General features: G+C 39.2%; 15 protein-coding genes. 12 read left to right on the top strand and 3 right to left on the bottom strand.

What is annotated here, in order from left to right; genetic code table 11:
- The first annotated feature begins 46 nt into the window (after positions 1-46).
- Together E0E32_RS14620 and E0E32_RS14615 are read left to right on the top strand one after the other, a co-directional pair.
- On the top strand, positions 47-907 hold the full coding sequence (locus E0E32_RS14620; RefSeq protein WP_130860049.1) for a DMT family transporter: 861 nt from the start codon (positions 47-49) through the stop codon (positions 905-907).
- Positions 908-963: 56 nt separating this feature from the next.
- Positions 964-1,638 (top strand): spermidine synthase, encoded by a 675-nt coding sequence (locus tag E0E32_RS14615; protein WP_130860048.1) that lies wholly within the window; start codon positions 964-966, stop codon positions 1,636-1,638.
- Positions 1,639-1,675: 37 nt separating this feature from the next.
- On the opposite strand, the gene E0E32_RS14610 is transcribed toward E0E32_RS14615, so the two are convergent.
- Together E0E32_RS14610 and ku are read right to left on the bottom strand one after the other, a co-directional pair.
- Positions 1,676-1,891, bottom strand: a complete 216-nt coding sequence (locus E0E32_RS14610; RefSeq protein WP_066194147.1) for a YjzC family protein — start codon at positions 1,889-1,891, stop codon at positions 1,676-1,678.
- A 451-nt stretch (positions 1,892-2,342) separates the two neighbouring features.
- On the bottom strand, positions 2,343-3,185 hold the full coding sequence (gene ku, locus E0E32_RS14600) for a non-homologous end joining protein Ku (RefSeq protein ID WP_066194144.1): 843 nt from the start codon (positions 3,183-3,185) through the stop codon (positions 2,343-2,345).
- A 106-nt stretch (positions 3,186-3,291) separates the two neighbouring features.
- On the opposite strand from ku, the gene E0E32_RS14595 reads away from it, so the two are divergent.
- Entirely contained in the window at positions 3,292-5,073 is a 1,782-nt protein-coding gene (locus E0E32_RS14595) for a DNA ligase D (RefSeq protein WP_130860047.1), read from the top strand.
- A gap of 137 nt (positions 5,074-5,210) precedes the next feature.
- Positions 5,211-6,194 (top strand): ketoacyl-ACP synthase III, encoded by a 984-nt coding sequence (locus tag E0E32_RS14590; protein WP_130860046.1) that lies wholly within the window; start codon positions 5,211-5,213, stop codon positions 6,192-6,194.
- 152 nt (positions 6,195-6,346) lie between these two features.
- Here the strand turns inward: E0E32_RS14590 and E0E32_RS22310 are convergent, their stop codons facing one another.
- Positions 6,347-6,511, bottom strand: coding sequence for a hypothetical protein (locus E0E32_RS22310; protein ID WP_165445037.1), 165 nt, complete (start codon positions 6,509-6,511; stop codon positions 6,347-6,349).
- Between the two features lie 237 nt (positions 6,512-6,748).
- Between E0E32_RS22310 and E0E32_RS14585 the strand changes: the two genes are divergently transcribed.
- The 8 genes from E0E32_RS14585 to floA all read left to right on the top strand — a co-directional run bounded on the left by E0E32_RS14585 (position 6,749) and on the right by floA (position 15,737).
- The gene (locus E0E32_RS14585; protein ID WP_066194135.1) at positions 6,749-7,288 is read left to right on the top strand and encodes a hypothetical protein; all 540 of its coding nucleotides are present in this window, start codon (positions 6,749-6,751) and stop codon (positions 7,286-7,288) included.
- A 57-nt stretch (positions 7,289-7,345) separates the two neighbouring features.
- On the top strand, positions 7,346-8,272 hold the full coding sequence (locus E0E32_RS14580; RefSeq protein WP_130860045.1) for an STM3941 family protein: 927 nt from the start codon (positions 7,346-7,348) through the stop codon (positions 8,270-8,272).
- A gap of 182 nt (positions 8,273-8,454) precedes the next feature.
- Entirely contained in the window at positions 8,455-9,651 is a 1,197-nt protein-coding gene (locus E0E32_RS14575) for a Bcr/CflA family efflux MFS transporter (RefSeq protein ID WP_066196588.1), read from the top strand.
- Positions 9,652-10,831: 1,180 nt separating this feature from the next.
- A complete protein-coding gene (mtaB, locus tag E0E32_RS14570) occupies positions 10,832-12,175 on the top strand; it encodes a tRNA (N(6)-L-threonylcarbamoyladenosine(37)-C(2))-methylthiotransferase MtaB (RefSeq protein ID WP_130860215.1) in 1,344 nt (447 codons plus the stop codon).
- Between the two features lie 146 nt (positions 12,176-12,321).
- The gene (gene rpsU / locus E0E32_RS14565) at positions 12,322-12,498 is read left to right on the top strand and encodes a 30S ribosomal protein S21 (protein WP_018931586.1); all 177 of its coding nucleotides are present in this window, start codon (positions 12,322-12,324) and stop codon (positions 12,496-12,498) included.
- Between the two features lie 14 nt (positions 12,499-12,512).
- Positions 12,513-12,959, top strand: a complete 447-nt coding sequence (locus tag E0E32_RS14560) for a GatB/YqeY domain-containing protein (RefSeq protein WP_066194129.1) — start codon at positions 12,513-12,515, stop codon at positions 12,957-12,959.
- 447 nt (positions 12,960-13,406) lie between these two features.
- Positions 13,407-14,714 (top strand): NfeD family protein, encoded by a 1,308-nt coding sequence (locus E0E32_RS14555; protein ID WP_130860214.1) that lies wholly within the window; start codon positions 13,407-13,409, stop codon positions 14,712-14,714.
- Between the two features lie 18 nt (positions 14,715-14,732).
- A complete protein-coding gene (floA, locus tag E0E32_RS14550) occupies positions 14,733-15,737 on the top strand; it encodes a flotillin-like protein FloA (protein ID WP_066194126.1) in 1,005 nt (334 codons plus the stop codon).
- The last annotated feature ends 17 nt before the right edge of the window (positions 15,738-15,754 follow it).

Raw genomic sequence — 15,754 nt, 5'->3', positions numbered from 1 at the left:
TTAAATCTGGAAAAGACAGTTTATGGGATAAAGGAGGGGCAATCAGATGTCGACTTGGGCACTAACCCTTGTCGTGATCTCTGCTACTATCCATGCAACATGGAACTTTTTAGCGAAAAGATCATCCGGGGGGACTTCTTTTGTATGGTTATATATGTTAGTAAGTGCAGTGATCTACAGCCCCTTAGTCATCATAGTTATAGTAGTGGTCGATATCAAATTTGGCTGGTTGGAGCTAGGGCTTATTCTGGCTAGTGCTTGCTTACATTTGCTGTACGCTATAACTTTACAAAAGGGTTATCGAATAGGTGATTTTTCATTAGTCTATCCGATCGCTCGTGGAATTGGTCCAATGATCATTGCCATTACGGCATTTTTTCTATTAGACGAAGAGCTGAATTGGCTTGGGAAACTAGGGATTTTCTGCATTGTGTTCAGTGTGTTTATATTCACTGGCGGGTTACGAATTTTACGAGAAAAAACGGTACTGCCAGCGATTTTATACGGTCTGTTGATCGGTTGTATGATTGCGAGTTATTCGCTGTTGGATAAGTATATTGTCAGCGTGACGGTCATTCATCCCATCTTACTAAGCTATGGCAGTATTGTGGGACAGGTGGTTTTACTGATTCCATTTGCTAACAAGCATTGGCAGAAAATCCGTCAAGATTGGAAATACCTTAAGTTGGAAACAATTGGTGTAGGCATTTTAAATCCATTGGCTTACATATTAATACTAATAGCTATGGTGACGACTCCAGTGAGTTATGTTTCGCCGGTAAGAGAATTAAGCATATTTATCGGTGCGGTACTAGGAGTAGTTTTCTTTAAAGAGAATTTTGGAAGAAGAAGGATGATTGCTGCAGCGATTATGGTGATTGGCGTAATCGCTGTTGCTCTTTCTTAAATAAGTGTTTTATCCAATGGTAAAATCATATTGTGGTGATAAAGGATGTGTGTAGAATGTATGATCAAACACCTGATATTATAGAACGTGTGCGGACGCCCAGAGGGGATATACAGTTGCAAAAACGTGACAGTCACTATGAAATCATAAGCAATGGGACGTTTTTAATGGCAACCTATAATGGGGAATCGGAAAGGCTTTTAGTAAGTGCCGCATTAAAAAATACAAAAGCCCCTCGACATGTACTTATTGGTGGCCTTGGAGTTGGATTTTCTTTAGCCGAGGCATTGCGACATAAACAAGTTGCTCGAGTAACCGTGATTGAGATAGAAGAAGCTATTATTCAATGGAACCGTACGCATCTTGCTACCATTTCAAACCATGCTTTAACGGATGCGAGAACGAATTTGATTCAAGCTGATTTGCTGGACTGGATGAATACAGCGACAGATAGATTTGATGTGATCTGCTTAGATATCGATAATGGACCTGACTGGACAGTAACGAACTCCAATGCGGACTTATACCAAGCGAATACCCTTCGCTCATTGGTCGGATTATTATCTGTTAATGGCGTATTAGCTTTTTGGAGTGCTCATTCGTCGCAAGATTTTGTTCATAAACTCAAAAAATCTTTCGCAGAAGTACAAGAAATTCCCGTACCTCAAGAAAAGGGAGAACCTGACTATATCTACCTTGCCAAAGCACCTTTTTCGTCCATGCTAACATAAGGTAATGGGGGCAAAAGAAGCCCCCATTCTCGCTGGATTAAGACGTATGCCGACTGTTTTGTGGACTTTGTCGTGATTGTCTGCGTTTGTTTTTCCAAACGCGATCCTTGTTTTTGGTTTCTGGAAATGTATCTCCAGCTTTCATGGAGATTTGAAGCGGATCTTCCACACTACTGCCTGTCTCACCAACTTCCATATAGACTCCATTATTAGGAGCTTTGTCTCCGCTTTTGAATTGGCTGCCTTCACCCATGATAGATACCCCCCTTATCATTTATTATGAGGAATAATGAACGAATTCATGAATGGAAATAATTTAATAAATGTATGTTAAGTATTTAGAATTTTATCCTTTTTATTCAATCGTATGGAAGTGTTGGATGCTGCAGGGCTCTTTCATATGATGTTTGGGCTATGCGTTCACAATTATTCTAGGATGGTAATAAAAGAACTAGCAACATTTGTGCCAACAAATTACTGATTGAAACAGGAAAAAAGAATTTCATACCCTTTTATCTGATTTTTATGAAATGGGAGATTCGGGTAAGTTGAAGGATTTTTTATATGATCAATGCTTATATGGTATAATTTTTTCGTGAAAAAGATTGTTCAAAAAGCCAGTCACCAAGTGATAAACGAGTCATATCTGAGTTGACAAGCTTTTTCGATAACTTGTATGAATTGGTCTTTTTGAACAATTTTACTTAGGAAGTAGCTTTCTTCTTTTTTGTCGTTGTTTTTTTCTTTGCTTGCTTTGGCTTTGGTTTGTCCTTTTTTACACGATCCAATGATTCCTGCAGTGCGTCCATTAAGTTGACCACATTATCTGGCGCTGGCTTCGTTCCCCTTCCGATTTCCACTTCTTCCTTATTTTTCTTTGCTTCAATCAATTCAAGAAGTGCGGTACGGTAATTATCCTGATATTTTTCTGGGTCAAATTCGGTGGTTAATTGATCAATAAGCAACGTGGCGGTGTCTAATTCTTTTTTGCCTATATCCTCCTGCTCCGGCAGATTAGGTACGTCGGAAATGGCACGAACTTCATCTGGATAATGAATGGTTTCGACGACGATAGCGTCTTTATATACACGGATAATGGCCAGCTGTTCCTTGGAACGAATCATCATTTTGGCAATGCCAATCTTTCCTGAATCTGTTAAGGCTTCTCGCAAAAGGGCATAAGCCTTAGCTCCCCCTTCATTGGGAGATAAATAATAGCTTTTTTCAAAGTAAATGGGATCAATATCTTGTAATTGAACAAAGTCGATGATTTCTACTGCTTTATCTGCTTGCTCCTGTTTAAGCGCCTCTAACTCTTCGTCGTCTAAAATCACAAACTTATTGTTTGCGTATTCGTAGGCTTTTACAATATCATCATTTTTAATTTCTTCTTCACAATGAGGACATGTTTTTTCATATTTGATCGGTGTTTTGCATTTTTTATGCAGCTGTCGCAGTTTAATATCCTTATTTTCCGTTGCGGCATGCATTTTTACTGGGATATTGACCAGGCCGAAGCTTATCGTTCCTTTCCACATGGTATGCATCAGTACACTTCCTTTTTTGAGCTTATTTTGCTGCTTTGTATGTTTTTTATGCAAAGGTAGTAAATCAAACAAAAGAAGGCACTCTACTTAAGAGAGGTGATGACAAATGGACTGGATGAAACCAATAGAAAGAACCGATATACCAACAGGTGATGAATGGCTGTATGAAGTCAAGTATGATGGTTTTCGCTGTAAATTAATATGGGAAAATGAAAATATTAGGCTGGTAAGCAAGAATGATCGTGATATGTCCAAACAATTTCCGGAGATAATCGATTGGTGTAAGGCTAATCACACTTATGTCAGCAACAAACTGCCTTTGGTAGTAGATGGTGAGCTAGTTATCTTAAACCATACGTATCAAGCTAATTTCGCTCAAATACAAGTTCGAGGTAGGATGCGAAATACGGATCGAATCGTAAAACAGGCAAAACAAAGACCAGCAACATTTATGGTATTTGATTTGTTAGAAATAAATGGAGATGATGTTCGTCAAGATACGTTATCCCTGCGAAAAGAAATGCTCCAGCAGCTATTGCAGCTCATTCCCGATCATACTTTTTTAAGCTATGTGGCGACTTTTACATCTATGACAGAGGTGCAAAAAGTAGTCTTTGCTTCACAAAGTGAGGGAACGATAGCTAAGAGGAAAAAAAGCATGTATCAAAGAGGGAAGGACCATCATGATTGGTTCAAAATTAAAAACTGGAGAGAAATTCAAGGAATCGTAACAGCGTACAATCCCAGTAATGACTATTTTACCGTGAAGGTACGTGATAACGATCAATTCATCGATATTGGAACATGTAAACGTGGCCCTGAAGATTCTATTCGTATGGTTCAAGCATTTTTTAAAGAAAAAGGTGAATTAGAAAACGGGATATACCAATTGCCGCCTGCGATTACTGGCAATATTCATACATTAGATTTATATGGTGGTGAGTTAAGAGAGCCTCATTTTAAGCAAATCGATCCTTCCGTCTCTAACGAGGATTGTACTTGGAATAAACTGCGATTGGACATGGCTCAATTACCTGCCTCTATTGACATCACTAATGTGGAAAAGGATCTCTGGCCTAATCACTATACAAAAACAGATTTACTGGTCTATTTGAGAGAAGTTTCCCCTTGGCTGCTACCATTTCTGAGCGATCGGGCACTAACGATCATTCGATGTCCCAATGGGGTGGATCAGGAATCTTTTTTTCAAAAAAATCCGCCTGATTATGCGCCAGATGATTTATCGGCTAATGGTACGGATATGGTATGCCATCATTTAGAGGAATTGATATGGCTGGCCAATCATGGGGCAATCGAATATCATATCCCATTTCAAAAAGTGGGCAAAGAGAGTCCAGTGGAAATAGCCTTTGATCTGGACCCACCCAGTCGGAATCATTTTCAAATGGCAGTAAAAGCTGCCAACATCATAAAATCATTATTAGATGACTTAGAGCTTGTTTCCTTCGTGAAAACATCAGGGAATAAAGGTTTACAAGTATATATTCCGATAGAAGAAGGTAGTATGACATACGATGAAGCGGGGCTCTTAACGATGTCGATTGCGAAAACAATGGAAGAAGCATATCCCGACAGTTTTACCACCGAAAGAATAAAAAAGAAGCGAAAGAATTGTTTATATATAGATTATGTCCAGCATGGCAAGGATAAAACACTGATTGCGCCGTATTCTCCGCGGATGACCAAGGAAGCCACCGTCTCCACACCATTGTATTGGCACGAAGTGAATGCAGATCTTGATCCGACGTTATTTAGGATTGGCAACGTGCTGGAACGAGTACGAGAAGGAGGCTGTCCCTTTTCGAATTATCACAAGATACGCAAGCAGCAACGAATGGAAAAGATGTTAAGATTTATCAGAGGCTAACTATTCCAATCCTATTTGGCGTGTATTGCAGGTAGGAAACAAAATAATAGCCCCGTATCATTCAAATTAGTATCTGGTACTAATAACAAGTGATAAAATAGAAAGGAAGTGATTACTTTAATCGAGGAGGTTTTAGATTGAATACATCTAAGGCTCGAATTACCGCAATCGGTTCATACGTACCAGAAAAAAGGTTGACCAATGATGATTTAGAGCAATTAGTGGAAACCAATAATGAATGGATTGTTCAACGTACGGGCATTCAAGAGCGAAGAATTACTGCTGAAGAGGAATTCACCAGTGATATCAGTTTTAAGGCAGCTAGAAACTTGATGGAACGGTATGATCAATCCATGGAAGATGTGGATATGATTATTGTTTGTACCTTAACTCCTGATTTTAAAACGCCAAGTGTGGCTTCCTTAGTACAGGCAAAGCTAGGTATTAAACATGCGGGAGCCATTGACTTAAATGCAGCCTGTGCAGGGTTTACTTATGGATTGCATGTAGCTAATGGGTTAATAACTGCTGGTTTAAACAAGAAAATTTTAGTTGTTGGAGCAGAAACGTTGTCTAAAGTGACAGATTATAAGGATAGAACCACATGCATTTTATTTGGAGATGGTGCAGGAGCGGCTCTTGTCGAATGGGATGAGGAGCAGCCAAGTTTTCTTGCTTCGTATTTAGGATCAGAAGGAGAAAGCGGAAAGCACTTATATTGTGCGAATTTATCCCATCGTATGTTTGAGGAAACGTTAGCCGATACGGATAAAATTGTACAAAATGGGCGTGAGGTATACAAATGGGCAGTTGCAACGGTGCCAAAAGTCATGCAACAGGTAATGGAGAAAGCCTCTATACCTTTAAACGAAGTGGATTGGTTTGTACCACATAGTGCCAATTTACGAATGATTGAATCGATTTGTGAAAGAAGTGGCTATCCAATCGATCAGACATTACATAGTTTAGTTGATTTTGGCAACACTTCTTCAGCAACCATACCACTGTCGCTAGACAAAGGGGTAATGGAAAAGAAACTCCAATATGGAGACAAGGTATTATTATATGGATTCGGCGGCGGATTAGCGCACGCAGGATTACTGATCCAATGGACACTTTAATATATTCTTTTTGTACGGTCATTCAGACAGAAAATGATCAAGATTAGTTATGATAGTTAAGAAACAGAAAAAACAGCTGCAATCCTGCTATCAAATCAAGGTTTTATAGCTGTTTTTTGAGGCGTTATTATCCTGTAGTACGAGATAGTGTATTAACCTGACCATAACTGCATTTGACGCTTATCATGCATATCAACCATAATATAGCCATTTTCATCATACTCTATTTTATTTGGCTTGCGTCCAAGTCTTTCAAAGAGTTTATCTTGTTCATCCATGATTTTTTGTAGCTGTTCGATTTCTTTTTCCAGATCCATCGCAATCACTCCCTTAATATATTGAAAAACGCTTAGTGTGTACTTCATAATTTATTGTAACACGAAAATTTTTACGTCAAAAAGTCTTCGCGCCATTTTCTAGTATACATGTTAACGCATGTGAAAACTGTGTATCAAATCATTGAGTTGACCAAGCAGCAAGCGTATAATGAGGGAGGAAAAATGATACGTGCTTAAAGTAATGAATGACAAACATTTTACGGGAAGGAGATGACGATGAAACAACGAATGATTCTTGTCATTACCGCATGTTCTTTGCTGCTGCTAGCCTCTTGCAGTGATAAAGAGGAAATAGCTGAAGAATTGATTCAATATAATAATGAAGTCTGGGTACCTATCAATAAAATGAAGGAAACCGAACTGAACGATCTAGAATCAATGCAGCAAGAACTTGAAAGCGCAGGAAAAATAGAGGAGGCCGCTCTCCTTGTCGAGAACGAAATCGTACCAGTTATGGATGAAGTCCTGGATCAATTGGAATCTGCGGACACAGCAAATAAAGAAGTAGATGAATGGAATGATATGCAAATCGAAGCAGAAGAGCTTGCGAAGGATTACATGGAAGAATCGGTTGATTATTATGAAAGTGATGAGTGGTCAGTTGTGGATCATTTTTTTAATACCGAGGAATTAAAAGCGAAATACATAGATGTGGCAGATTATCGAGATGAATTAATCGATACATATGAACTGGAATATGTCAAAGGTCACGAAGGATTAGGAAATTTTCGCGATCTTAAACGTGCAGAAGAGTGAGGTTATATTTGACGGATGGGACATATTCTGGCCGATAGTTAAAGGGAGAGATAAGCAATGACTCATTTGCAACAAAATCCTTCGATACATAGGGAAAGCACACCAGGCCTTTATTATTATTCCCCCAAGATAAAACTTACGCTTGTAGCCCTTATTTTGCTGGTGTTCGCCGTATGCAGCTTGGGGATAGCTGTATTTGCTTTTATGGAAGGAGATTGGTTGATTGGTGGCATAGGGATAGGTGTGGCTATCCTCCTTGTCTGGATAGCGTATGGCGGTATTAAAAGAGTGTGGAATGGTGAACCCTACCTCCTTTTAACAGAAGATGAATTAATTATTTATACTTCGAAATGTACGATGCCTATAAAATGGGAGGACATACAAGGATTTCGTATGCAAGAGGTGCATCTCAATAAATCGTTTGAAGTCAAACTATATAATGAAACAGAATATCTTACGCTAATGTCTCAGCGTACACGACATTTAAATAAATTAAATAAAGCGATGAAGGCATCTCCATTTGCGATTATGTGGGGACAGGTGAAACGGAAAGACAGGGAAGAGGTAGTTCGTGAGTTAGATAGCCGTGCCGTGGCGGCGAATTATACCATTCATGATCAAATGAAGGCCGAGCTCAAAGAAGAAAAACGACGTAGAGAAATCAACAGTAAATACATAGGAAAAGCATATGGATTTGGTCTTATTCTCGCCATGTTTACCTACTTTTTGTTTCATTTATCAAATGCTGTCGATTTGGCGTATATCGTCGTGTCTTTTGTTTTATATCCCTTTGCCAAAATGATTTATGATATACTGATAGGGTTTCGATTTAGTGATAAGATGGATTCTTCCATCTATCTGGCGCAATTTCATTACCTGCTTAACTTTATCGTGTATCTTTTTGGTTTGGTCATTGCACCATTTGGTATTCTCTATTTCGTATGCAAAACCATCTACCATTTTATAAAAAAGAGAAGAGAATGAATAAGACAGGAGGCATTCGCCATTTAACCATGTTTACGATAGATTAGTTGGTTGAGCGAGAATATTTGAAAGATTTGACAGATCAATAAGAAAAAAATTAAACTTTATATATATACATAGACCATTTCAAACGATATTGTTGTGAGGAGAAATCATCATTGAATGTAGAAAAAGATGTAACCATACAGCATAATCCGGTAGGAGCAAATCGATGGGGATTAGCTTTACTGCTAGGGTTACTTGCTTTTCTAGGACCATTGAACATTGATATGTATTTACCAAGTTTTCCGGAAATTGCGCTGGATTTAGATACCAGTGCTACGCTTGTACAAGCGAGTTTAACGGCTTGTTTACTAGGTCTTGCGATCGGGCAATTATTTGCTGGTCCGATTAGTGATGCACAGGGGAGAAAGAAGCCATTAGTGATTGCTACGCTTTTATTTTCTTTAGCATCCATTCTATGTGCGATAGCCCCTAATATTGTGGTGTTGATTACGATGCGGTTTTTTCAAGGGTTAACTGCTTCGGCAGGACTTGTACTGTCACGGGCCGTTGTTCGAGATGTGTTCAGCGGACCGGCGCTTACGAAGTTTTTCTCGTTATTGATGGTGATTAATGCGATAGCACCGATGATCGCACCTATGATTGGCGGTTTAATTCTATCATTTGAATCGACCAATTGGAAAAGCATCTTCTTCTTTTTAAGTATAGTCGGATTACTGATCGTTGCCACGGTAGCATGGAAACTAAAAGAAACCCTGCCATTACATAAGCGCATTCCGAGTTCGGCAGGTGCCTCCGTGAAAACCATGGGCAGTTTGCTGAAAGATCGTTCCTTTATCGGTTATGCTTTAGTTGTCGGTTTTGTCCATGGTGGCAGCTTTGCTTACGTTTCTGGAACACCGTTTGTCTATCAAGATATTTATGGGGTATCCCCCCAAGTATTTAGTGTACTATTTGGTATCAATGGATTAGCCATTATTACCGGTAGTTTTATAATCGGACGTTTCAGTGGAATCATCGCTGAAAAGAAGATGCTGCAGACAGCTGTTGTGTCTGCACTTATCGTCACTTCTGCATTACTTGTCACGACGGTTGTAGAAGGACCTTTAGTACTGATTGTGCTATTCATTTTCATCTATATGACAACGATGGGGATGATATTGACAAGCACGTTTACATTGGGAATGGCGAAACAGGATCATCGCGCAGGTAGTGCGAGCGCTGTTTTAGGCATGCTCCCGTTATTACTTGGTTCCATTTGTTCACCACTCGCAGGCATTAATGAGGCCTCAGCGGTGCCGATGGGGACGGTTATATTTACAACGACACTAATCGGTTTTATTTTTTTCTTTACACTTGTCAAAAAAGAAAAGTGAAAAATGAAGGAGGAGCTGTGGCTGTGAGGTTACAACGGTTAGCGATTGATCAGGATTTCGTTTGAAGCGGTTATACATTTTCATCAACTTTTGATTTGGTATGGTTCCTTTGCTAAGCTTTTTTATGCCGATGAACCATTATTTTGATGAGCAGCCTTACGTAAATTTTATAGAAAATATACGTACCTATAATCGTAAGAAGCAAAATAAAAATAGTGAAAATCGTCTCCTTATCCAATGGAAATCCACCTCCTTTTTTAATGAAATATTGTCTACAAAATGATTAACAAGTTTATTCATACACTGATTATATCACGTAACTATAAAAACGATTAGATTAGTAATTAATCATCTTATTTGATCTTTGGGAAGGATAAATATACCTTAGAGTATTAAAAATGATTTAGGACTTATTTTGAAGTATTTGACGACCTATATAGTTATTTAATGGAAAATATACTAAATTTTACATGGACGGAGAGGAATACTCCTTATTTGCGATGAATCAAGTGATGGAATGAATTTATAATATGTCAGGAGATAGACATGAAAAAAGAAGTTATTATCTGCATTAAGTCTGCCACTTCTTCTGCCAATGATTATTTGGGTAGTGTGGAAAGCAGAAGTAAAGTCACATGCTAAAAAAGCTTTGAGGTTGCATCTTGCTCTGATTTTTTCTTTTTGCAGGAATTGCTGCCTATTACATCACAGCAATCATTCATGAGGGAGGAGAGCTGGATAGCTTTCTGTTTTTTGATACTATAATCAGTATAGGCATCGCGGTTTTTTCATGTTTTTCAGTTTGAGTATTAATTAGGGGGAGTTCAAGTTCTTTTGGATACCGATGATAATTAGTAATGCATGTATGAAGATACCGTTAAGGCATCATTATAGTTGTAAGAAATAACGATACTTTAACGAAAGTGGCTGGAAGGAAGTACATAGGCGTTGAAAATAAAATACGAATTAGATACAGTAATGGAAAGAATCCGATAAACTATGTTAAAATGATAGTCTATGTACAGAAAAATTAAATTTTTCATGAATTGACAGAAGAAAAGCAGATGAGGAAAATCGTCAACCTTTTTTGGGGAAAGATTTCCTGATCTATGCTATGATGAAAGTTAGCGTTTATTTAATGATACAGCAATGAAAGGATGATATATAAATGGCTGAAAAAATGCCAAAAACCGTAAGCTTCCATACGCTGGGATGTAAGGTAAATCATTACGAAACGGAAGGGATCTGGCAAAAATTCAAGAATGCTGGATACGAACGCGTGGACTTCGATCACCATGCTGATGTGTATGTAATTAATACGTGTACCGTAACCAATACAGGCGATAAAAAAAGCAGGCAAGTCATTCGCCGAGCTATTCGTAACAATCCAGACGCCGTGGTTTGTGTAACGGGCTGTTATGCGCAAACCTCTCCTGGTGAAATCATGGAGATCCCAGGTGTTGATGTAGTAGTTGGGACACAGGATCGCGGCAAAATGATTCAGTATATTGAAGAACATCAAGCACACCGTCAACCGATCAATGGGGTCGCCAACATCATGAAAAATCGTGTATTTGAGGAAATGGATGTCCCTGAGTTTTCTGATCGAACGCGCGCGTCTCTTAAAATTCAAGAAGGATGTAACAACTTCTGCACCTTTTGTATTATACCATGGTCAAGAGGTTTGCTGCGCTCTCGTGAACCAGAGAATGTGTTGAAACAAGCTCGGAACTTAGTCGAAGCAGGCTATAAAGAAATCGTCCTAACTGGTATACATACGGCTGGTTACGGGGAAGACATGAAGGATTATAACTTTGCCCAATTATTACGTGAGTTAGAAACAGAAGTGCCAGGCTTGAGACGAATTCGGATTTCTTCCATTGAAGCTAGTCAAATTACCGATGAAGTAATTGAGGTGTTAGACGCATCGGAGAAAGTAGTGCCTCACTTGCATATCCCATTACAATCTGGTTCCGATTCGGTATTGGAGCGTATGCGTCGTAAGTATACAAGCGATTTTTATAAAAAAAGGGTCGCTAAAATTCAAAAGGCATTGCCGCACTTAGCAATCACGTCGGATGTTATTGTTGGCTTTCCAGGTGAAACGGAACAAGAATTTCAAGAAACGGTCGATTTCATCAAGGAAATTGGTTATTCCGAATTGCATGTCTTCCCATTTTCCAAAAGAACGGGAACACCTGCATCAAGAATGGATAATCAGGTAGATGATAATATCAAACATAAACGAGTACAAGCATTAGTAGAGCAATCAAATCAACAGGCACTTGCTTATGCCAAGCAATATGAAAATGAGGTAGTCGAAGTGATCCCAGAAGAAACGGTCGATGAGGAAAACCCTAATATGTTGGTTGGTTACTCCGATAATTATCTAAAAGTGAAGTTTGAAGGTACCAAGGATATGATTGGGGAGATTGTCCGTGTGAAAATAAATAAAGCAGGGTACCCATATAATGAAGGTACATTTGTTAGAATCATGGATGACACAACTGTTTTTAATGCCTAGTAGTACATCACTTTATGATTCTCTAATTTTCTGATGGATAACGGTTGACCAATAAAAGTGGTTATATTATAATAATATGCAAACATATGTGTACCGTTCATATGTTGTATTAATTTGTTGTATGCTTCGGAGGGAGGGAAATTTGCATGTCTAACACAACTCGCGTACGTAAAAACGAGTCACTAGAAGATGCTCTTCGTCGCTTTAAGCGTAGTGTATCAAAATCTGGTACATTATCAGAATATCGTAAACGTGAATTCTATGAAAAACCTAGTGTACGCCGCAAGAAGAAATCAGAGGCGGCTAGAAAGCGTAAATTCTAAAGAGGGTGTAATCAGTGGCAATCGTTGAACAATTGAACCAGGATATGAAGCAAGCGATGAAGAATAAAGAAAAGTTAAAATTAGGCGTTATTCGAATGGTCAAGGCAGCGATGCAAAATGAAGCCATTAAGTTACAAAAAGACACATTAACGGATGATGAAGAATTAACTGTTTTATCAAGAGAATTAAAACAGAGAAAAGATTCCCTCCACGAGTTTAAAGAAGCTGGGCGCGAGGATCTTGCTGGTAAGCTGGAAGAAGAGATTACCGTGGTTCAATCCTATATGCCAGAACAGCTTTCGGATGAAGCATTAGAAGAGATAGTTGTTCAGACGATTGCAGAAGTGCAAGCCCAATCAAAAAAAGACATGGGGAAAGTAATGAGCAGCTTAATGCCTAAAGTAAAAGGAAAGGCAGAAGGTGCGAGAGTGAATCAATTCGTTCAAAAGAATTTATCATAAACGGAATCAGATATATTCATTCATCAATAAAAGATCCTTGGCTGTGATAGTCAGGGGTCTTTTTGTATTTTGATGTCAAGTCAAAACTTGGTAAAGTGTCTCCCTATATCGAAAATAACGCACAAAGTCAGAGCGAAAATCAATTCTTTAAGTATACTTCTCGTTTTTTCAATTATTCTTAAGCAGGATAAAATCTCCGCACTAAGCTCACCACCTATATTAGGATGCAAAAGTAATAGTAACGAGATAATGACCTTTCTCGTTACCCTGAAATGATGAAATCCTTTTCTACTGGATAAGAGTTGTGGTAGAATCAAGGTATGGAACAATACGCGAATTTTTTGAAACCTCGTGTACATAATATACGTAACAGTAGGAGGGATTATTAGAGCTGAGAAAGGGGGGACATAGTTGAAAAAGAGGATTCTCTATGTATTGTTTACCACGATGGCAACAGTGTTGTTATTTGGATTCTATTGTCAGCAAACAAACGTCTTGGTTTCAGCCGAGGACAATGGGGAAGGAAAGCTTGTTTATGTTATTCCCATTGAAAATGAAGTAGAAAGAGGTTTGGAGGCGTTTATTAAACGTACCACCACCGAGGCAGAGGAAGCGAATGCCGACCATATTATTTTAGAGATCAATACACCTGGCGGACGTGTCGATGCTGCGGAAAATATCGGTGAGATATTACAAGATTTAGAGGTGGAGACTACTTCTTTTATTACGGTAAAAGCCTTGTCTGCTGGTTCTTATATTGCCCTTAATACGGATAATATTTATATGAAGCCTCAAGCAAACATGGGTGCCAGTGGTGTAATTACTGCTGATGGTAATGCTGCGGATAAAAAAGCTCAGTCTGCGTGGATTGCTAGTATGAGAGGTGCCGCTTCTTCTAAAGACAGGGATCCGTTGTACGCAGAGGCAATGGCTAATCAAAGTTTAGACCTCCCAGAATACGGTGCTCCTGAAGGTGAATTTCTAACTCTTGACGCTAATTATGCAGTTGAAGTGGATTATGCGCAAGGTATCGTCAATCACCGTACCGCACTATTAAATGAATTATCTCTAGCGAATGCTGAAATAATAGAAACAGAAACGACGGTTGCAGAAGGACTGGCAAGGTTCTTAACGAATCCGGTTGTGGTACCGATCCTTTTATCCCTCGCAAGTATTGGTTTGATTGTAGAGTTGTATTCACCTGGCTTTGGTATACCGGGATCGATAGGGATAGCTTCCCTTGTCTTATACTTTTACGGACATATTGTAGCAGGACTGGCCGGTTATGAAACCATGTTATTATTATTACTTGGCCTTGTATTAATTATTATTGAGATTTTTGCTCCTGGAGGCATTCTTGGCTTCATTGGAGTGGGTGCAATAGTTGCCGCCTTGTACATGTCGACAGATGATGTCGGTAATATGACAATGAGTATTGCTATTGCACTGATTGCAAGTATTGTCGTGGCGGTTATTTTATTTAAAACGATTGGTTTAGAGAAGGGTATATTTCGCCGAGTAATCTTACAGGATTCTACTTCTTCTGATCTAGGCTATGTATCAACCTCCAACCGTATGGAATTAGTAGGAATGGAAGGTGTGACGGTGACTCCGTTGCATGCTTCGGGAGCAGCTGAGTTTGATGACGAACGCCTGGATGTAGTGTCAGAGGGCGGTTTTATTGGGCCGAATGTTCCTGTGAAGATCATAAAAGTAGAAGGGTCGCGTATTGTAGTAAGAGAAATAACACAATAGATTTTAGGAGGATGTTACATGGGTGGAAATGAAAATATCATTATTCCAATTATTATAATTGGTCTTATCGTTATTGCGGTTGCTATTTTATTTACCTTTATTCCAGTGATGCTCTGGATTAGCGCATTAGCAGCAGGGGTAAAGGTAAGCATCTTTACCTTAATCGGGATGCGCTTAAGAAGGGTTGTACCTTCTCGAGTAATTAACCCGTTAATCAAGGCTCATAAAGCAGGCCTTGGTGTTACGACCAATCAGTTAGAGAGTCACTTTTTGGCTGGTGGTAATGTAGACCGGGTAGTCAATGCATTAATTGCCGCACAACGAGCAAATATTGAATTAAGCTTTGAACGATGTGCAGCGATTGACTTGGCTGGCCGTGACGTGTTAGAGGCAGTACAGATGAGTGTTAATCCGAAGGTAATTGAAACACCTTTTATCGCAGGTATCGCAATGGATGGTATTGAGGTGAAGGCATTAGCACGTATTACCGTTCGTGCCAATATTGACCGATTAGTCGGTGGTGCTGGTGAAGAAACGATTATTGCCCGTGTAGGGGAAGGTGTTGTAAGTACGATTGGTAGCTCAGAGGCTCATACGCAAGTGTTAGAAAATCCAGATACGATTTCGAAGACTGTTTTAACCAAAGGCTTAGATTCAGGAACAGCTTTTGAGATTCTTTCCATTGATATTGCCGATGTGGATATCGGTAAAAACATTGGTGCAATGTTACAGACAGACCAAGCGGAAGCAGACAAAAACATTGCCCAAGCAAAAGCGGAAGAACGCCGTGCCATGGCCGTTGCTCAAGAGCAAGAAATGGTTGCCAAGGTACAAGAAATGCGTGCGAAAGTGGTCGAAGCAGAAGCAGAAGTGCCTCAAGCATTGGCAGAAGCCTTACGATCTGGCAATATGGGTGTGATGGACTACATGAATTATCAGAACATCGATGCCGACACAGATATGCGTGATTCCATCGGAAAACTATCCGAATCTGATCGCGACGAGGATGACTATAACAACTAAAGGCTTCCCATTCTATC

The organism is Gracilibacillus phocaeensis (assembly GCF_900626275.1).
Classification (GTDB): domain Bacteria; phylum Bacillota; class Bacilli; order Bacillales; family Amphibacillaceae; genus Gracilibacillus; species Gracilibacillus timonensis.
This window is presented reverse-complemented; position numbering and strand designations above follow the sequence as displayed.

What these genes read in the sequence shown, in the direction of transcription:
- E0E32_RS14620 (WP_130860049.1), top strand. Translation starts at nt 47, where the DNA reads ATGTCGACTTGGGCACTAACCCTTGTCGTGATCTCTGCTACTATCCAT.
- E0E32_RS14615 (WP_130860048.1), top strand. Translation starts at nt 964, where the DNA reads ATGTATGATCAAACACCTGATATTATAGAACGTGTGCGGACGCCCAGA.
- E0E32_RS14610 (WP_066194147.1), bottom strand. Translation starts at nt 1,891, where the DNA reads ATGGGTGAAGGCAGCCAATTCAAAAGCGGAGACAAAGCTCCTAATAAT.
- ku (WP_066194144.1), bottom strand. Translation starts at nt 3,185, where the DNA reads ATGCATACCATGTGGAAAGGAACGATAAGCTTCGGCCTGGTCAATATC.
- E0E32_RS14595 (WP_130860047.1), top strand. Translation starts at nt 3,292, where the DNA reads ATGGACTGGATGAAACCAATAGAAAGAACCGATATACCAACAGGTGAT.
- E0E32_RS22310 (WP_165445037.1), bottom strand. Translation starts at nt 6,511, where the DNA reads ATGGATCTGGAAAAAGAAATCGAACAGCTACAAAAAATCATGGATGAA.
- E0E32_RS14585 (WP_066194135.1), top strand. Translation starts at nt 6,749, where the DNA reads ATGAAACAACGAATGATTCTTGTCATTACCGCATGTTCTTTGCTGCTG.
- E0E32_RS14580 (WP_130860045.1), top strand. Translation starts at nt 7,346, where the DNA reads ATGACTCATTTGCAACAAAATCCTTCGATACATAGGGAAAGCACACCA.
- mtaB (WP_130860215.1), top strand. Translation starts at nt 10,832, where the DNA reads ATGCCAAAAACCGTAAGCTTCCATACGCTGGGATGTAAGGTAAATCAT.
- rpsU (WP_018931586.1), top strand. Translation starts at nt 12,322, where the DNA reads ATGTCTAACACAACTCGCGTACGTAAAAACGAGTCACTAGAAGATGCT.
- E0E32_RS14555 (WP_130860214.1), top strand. Translation starts at nt 13,407, where the DNA reads ATGGCAACAGTGTTGTTATTTGGATTCTATTGTCAGCAAACAAACGTC.
- floA (WP_066194126.1), top strand. Translation starts at nt 14,733, where the DNA reads ATGGGTGGAAATGAAAATATCATTATTCCAATTATTATAATTGGTCTT.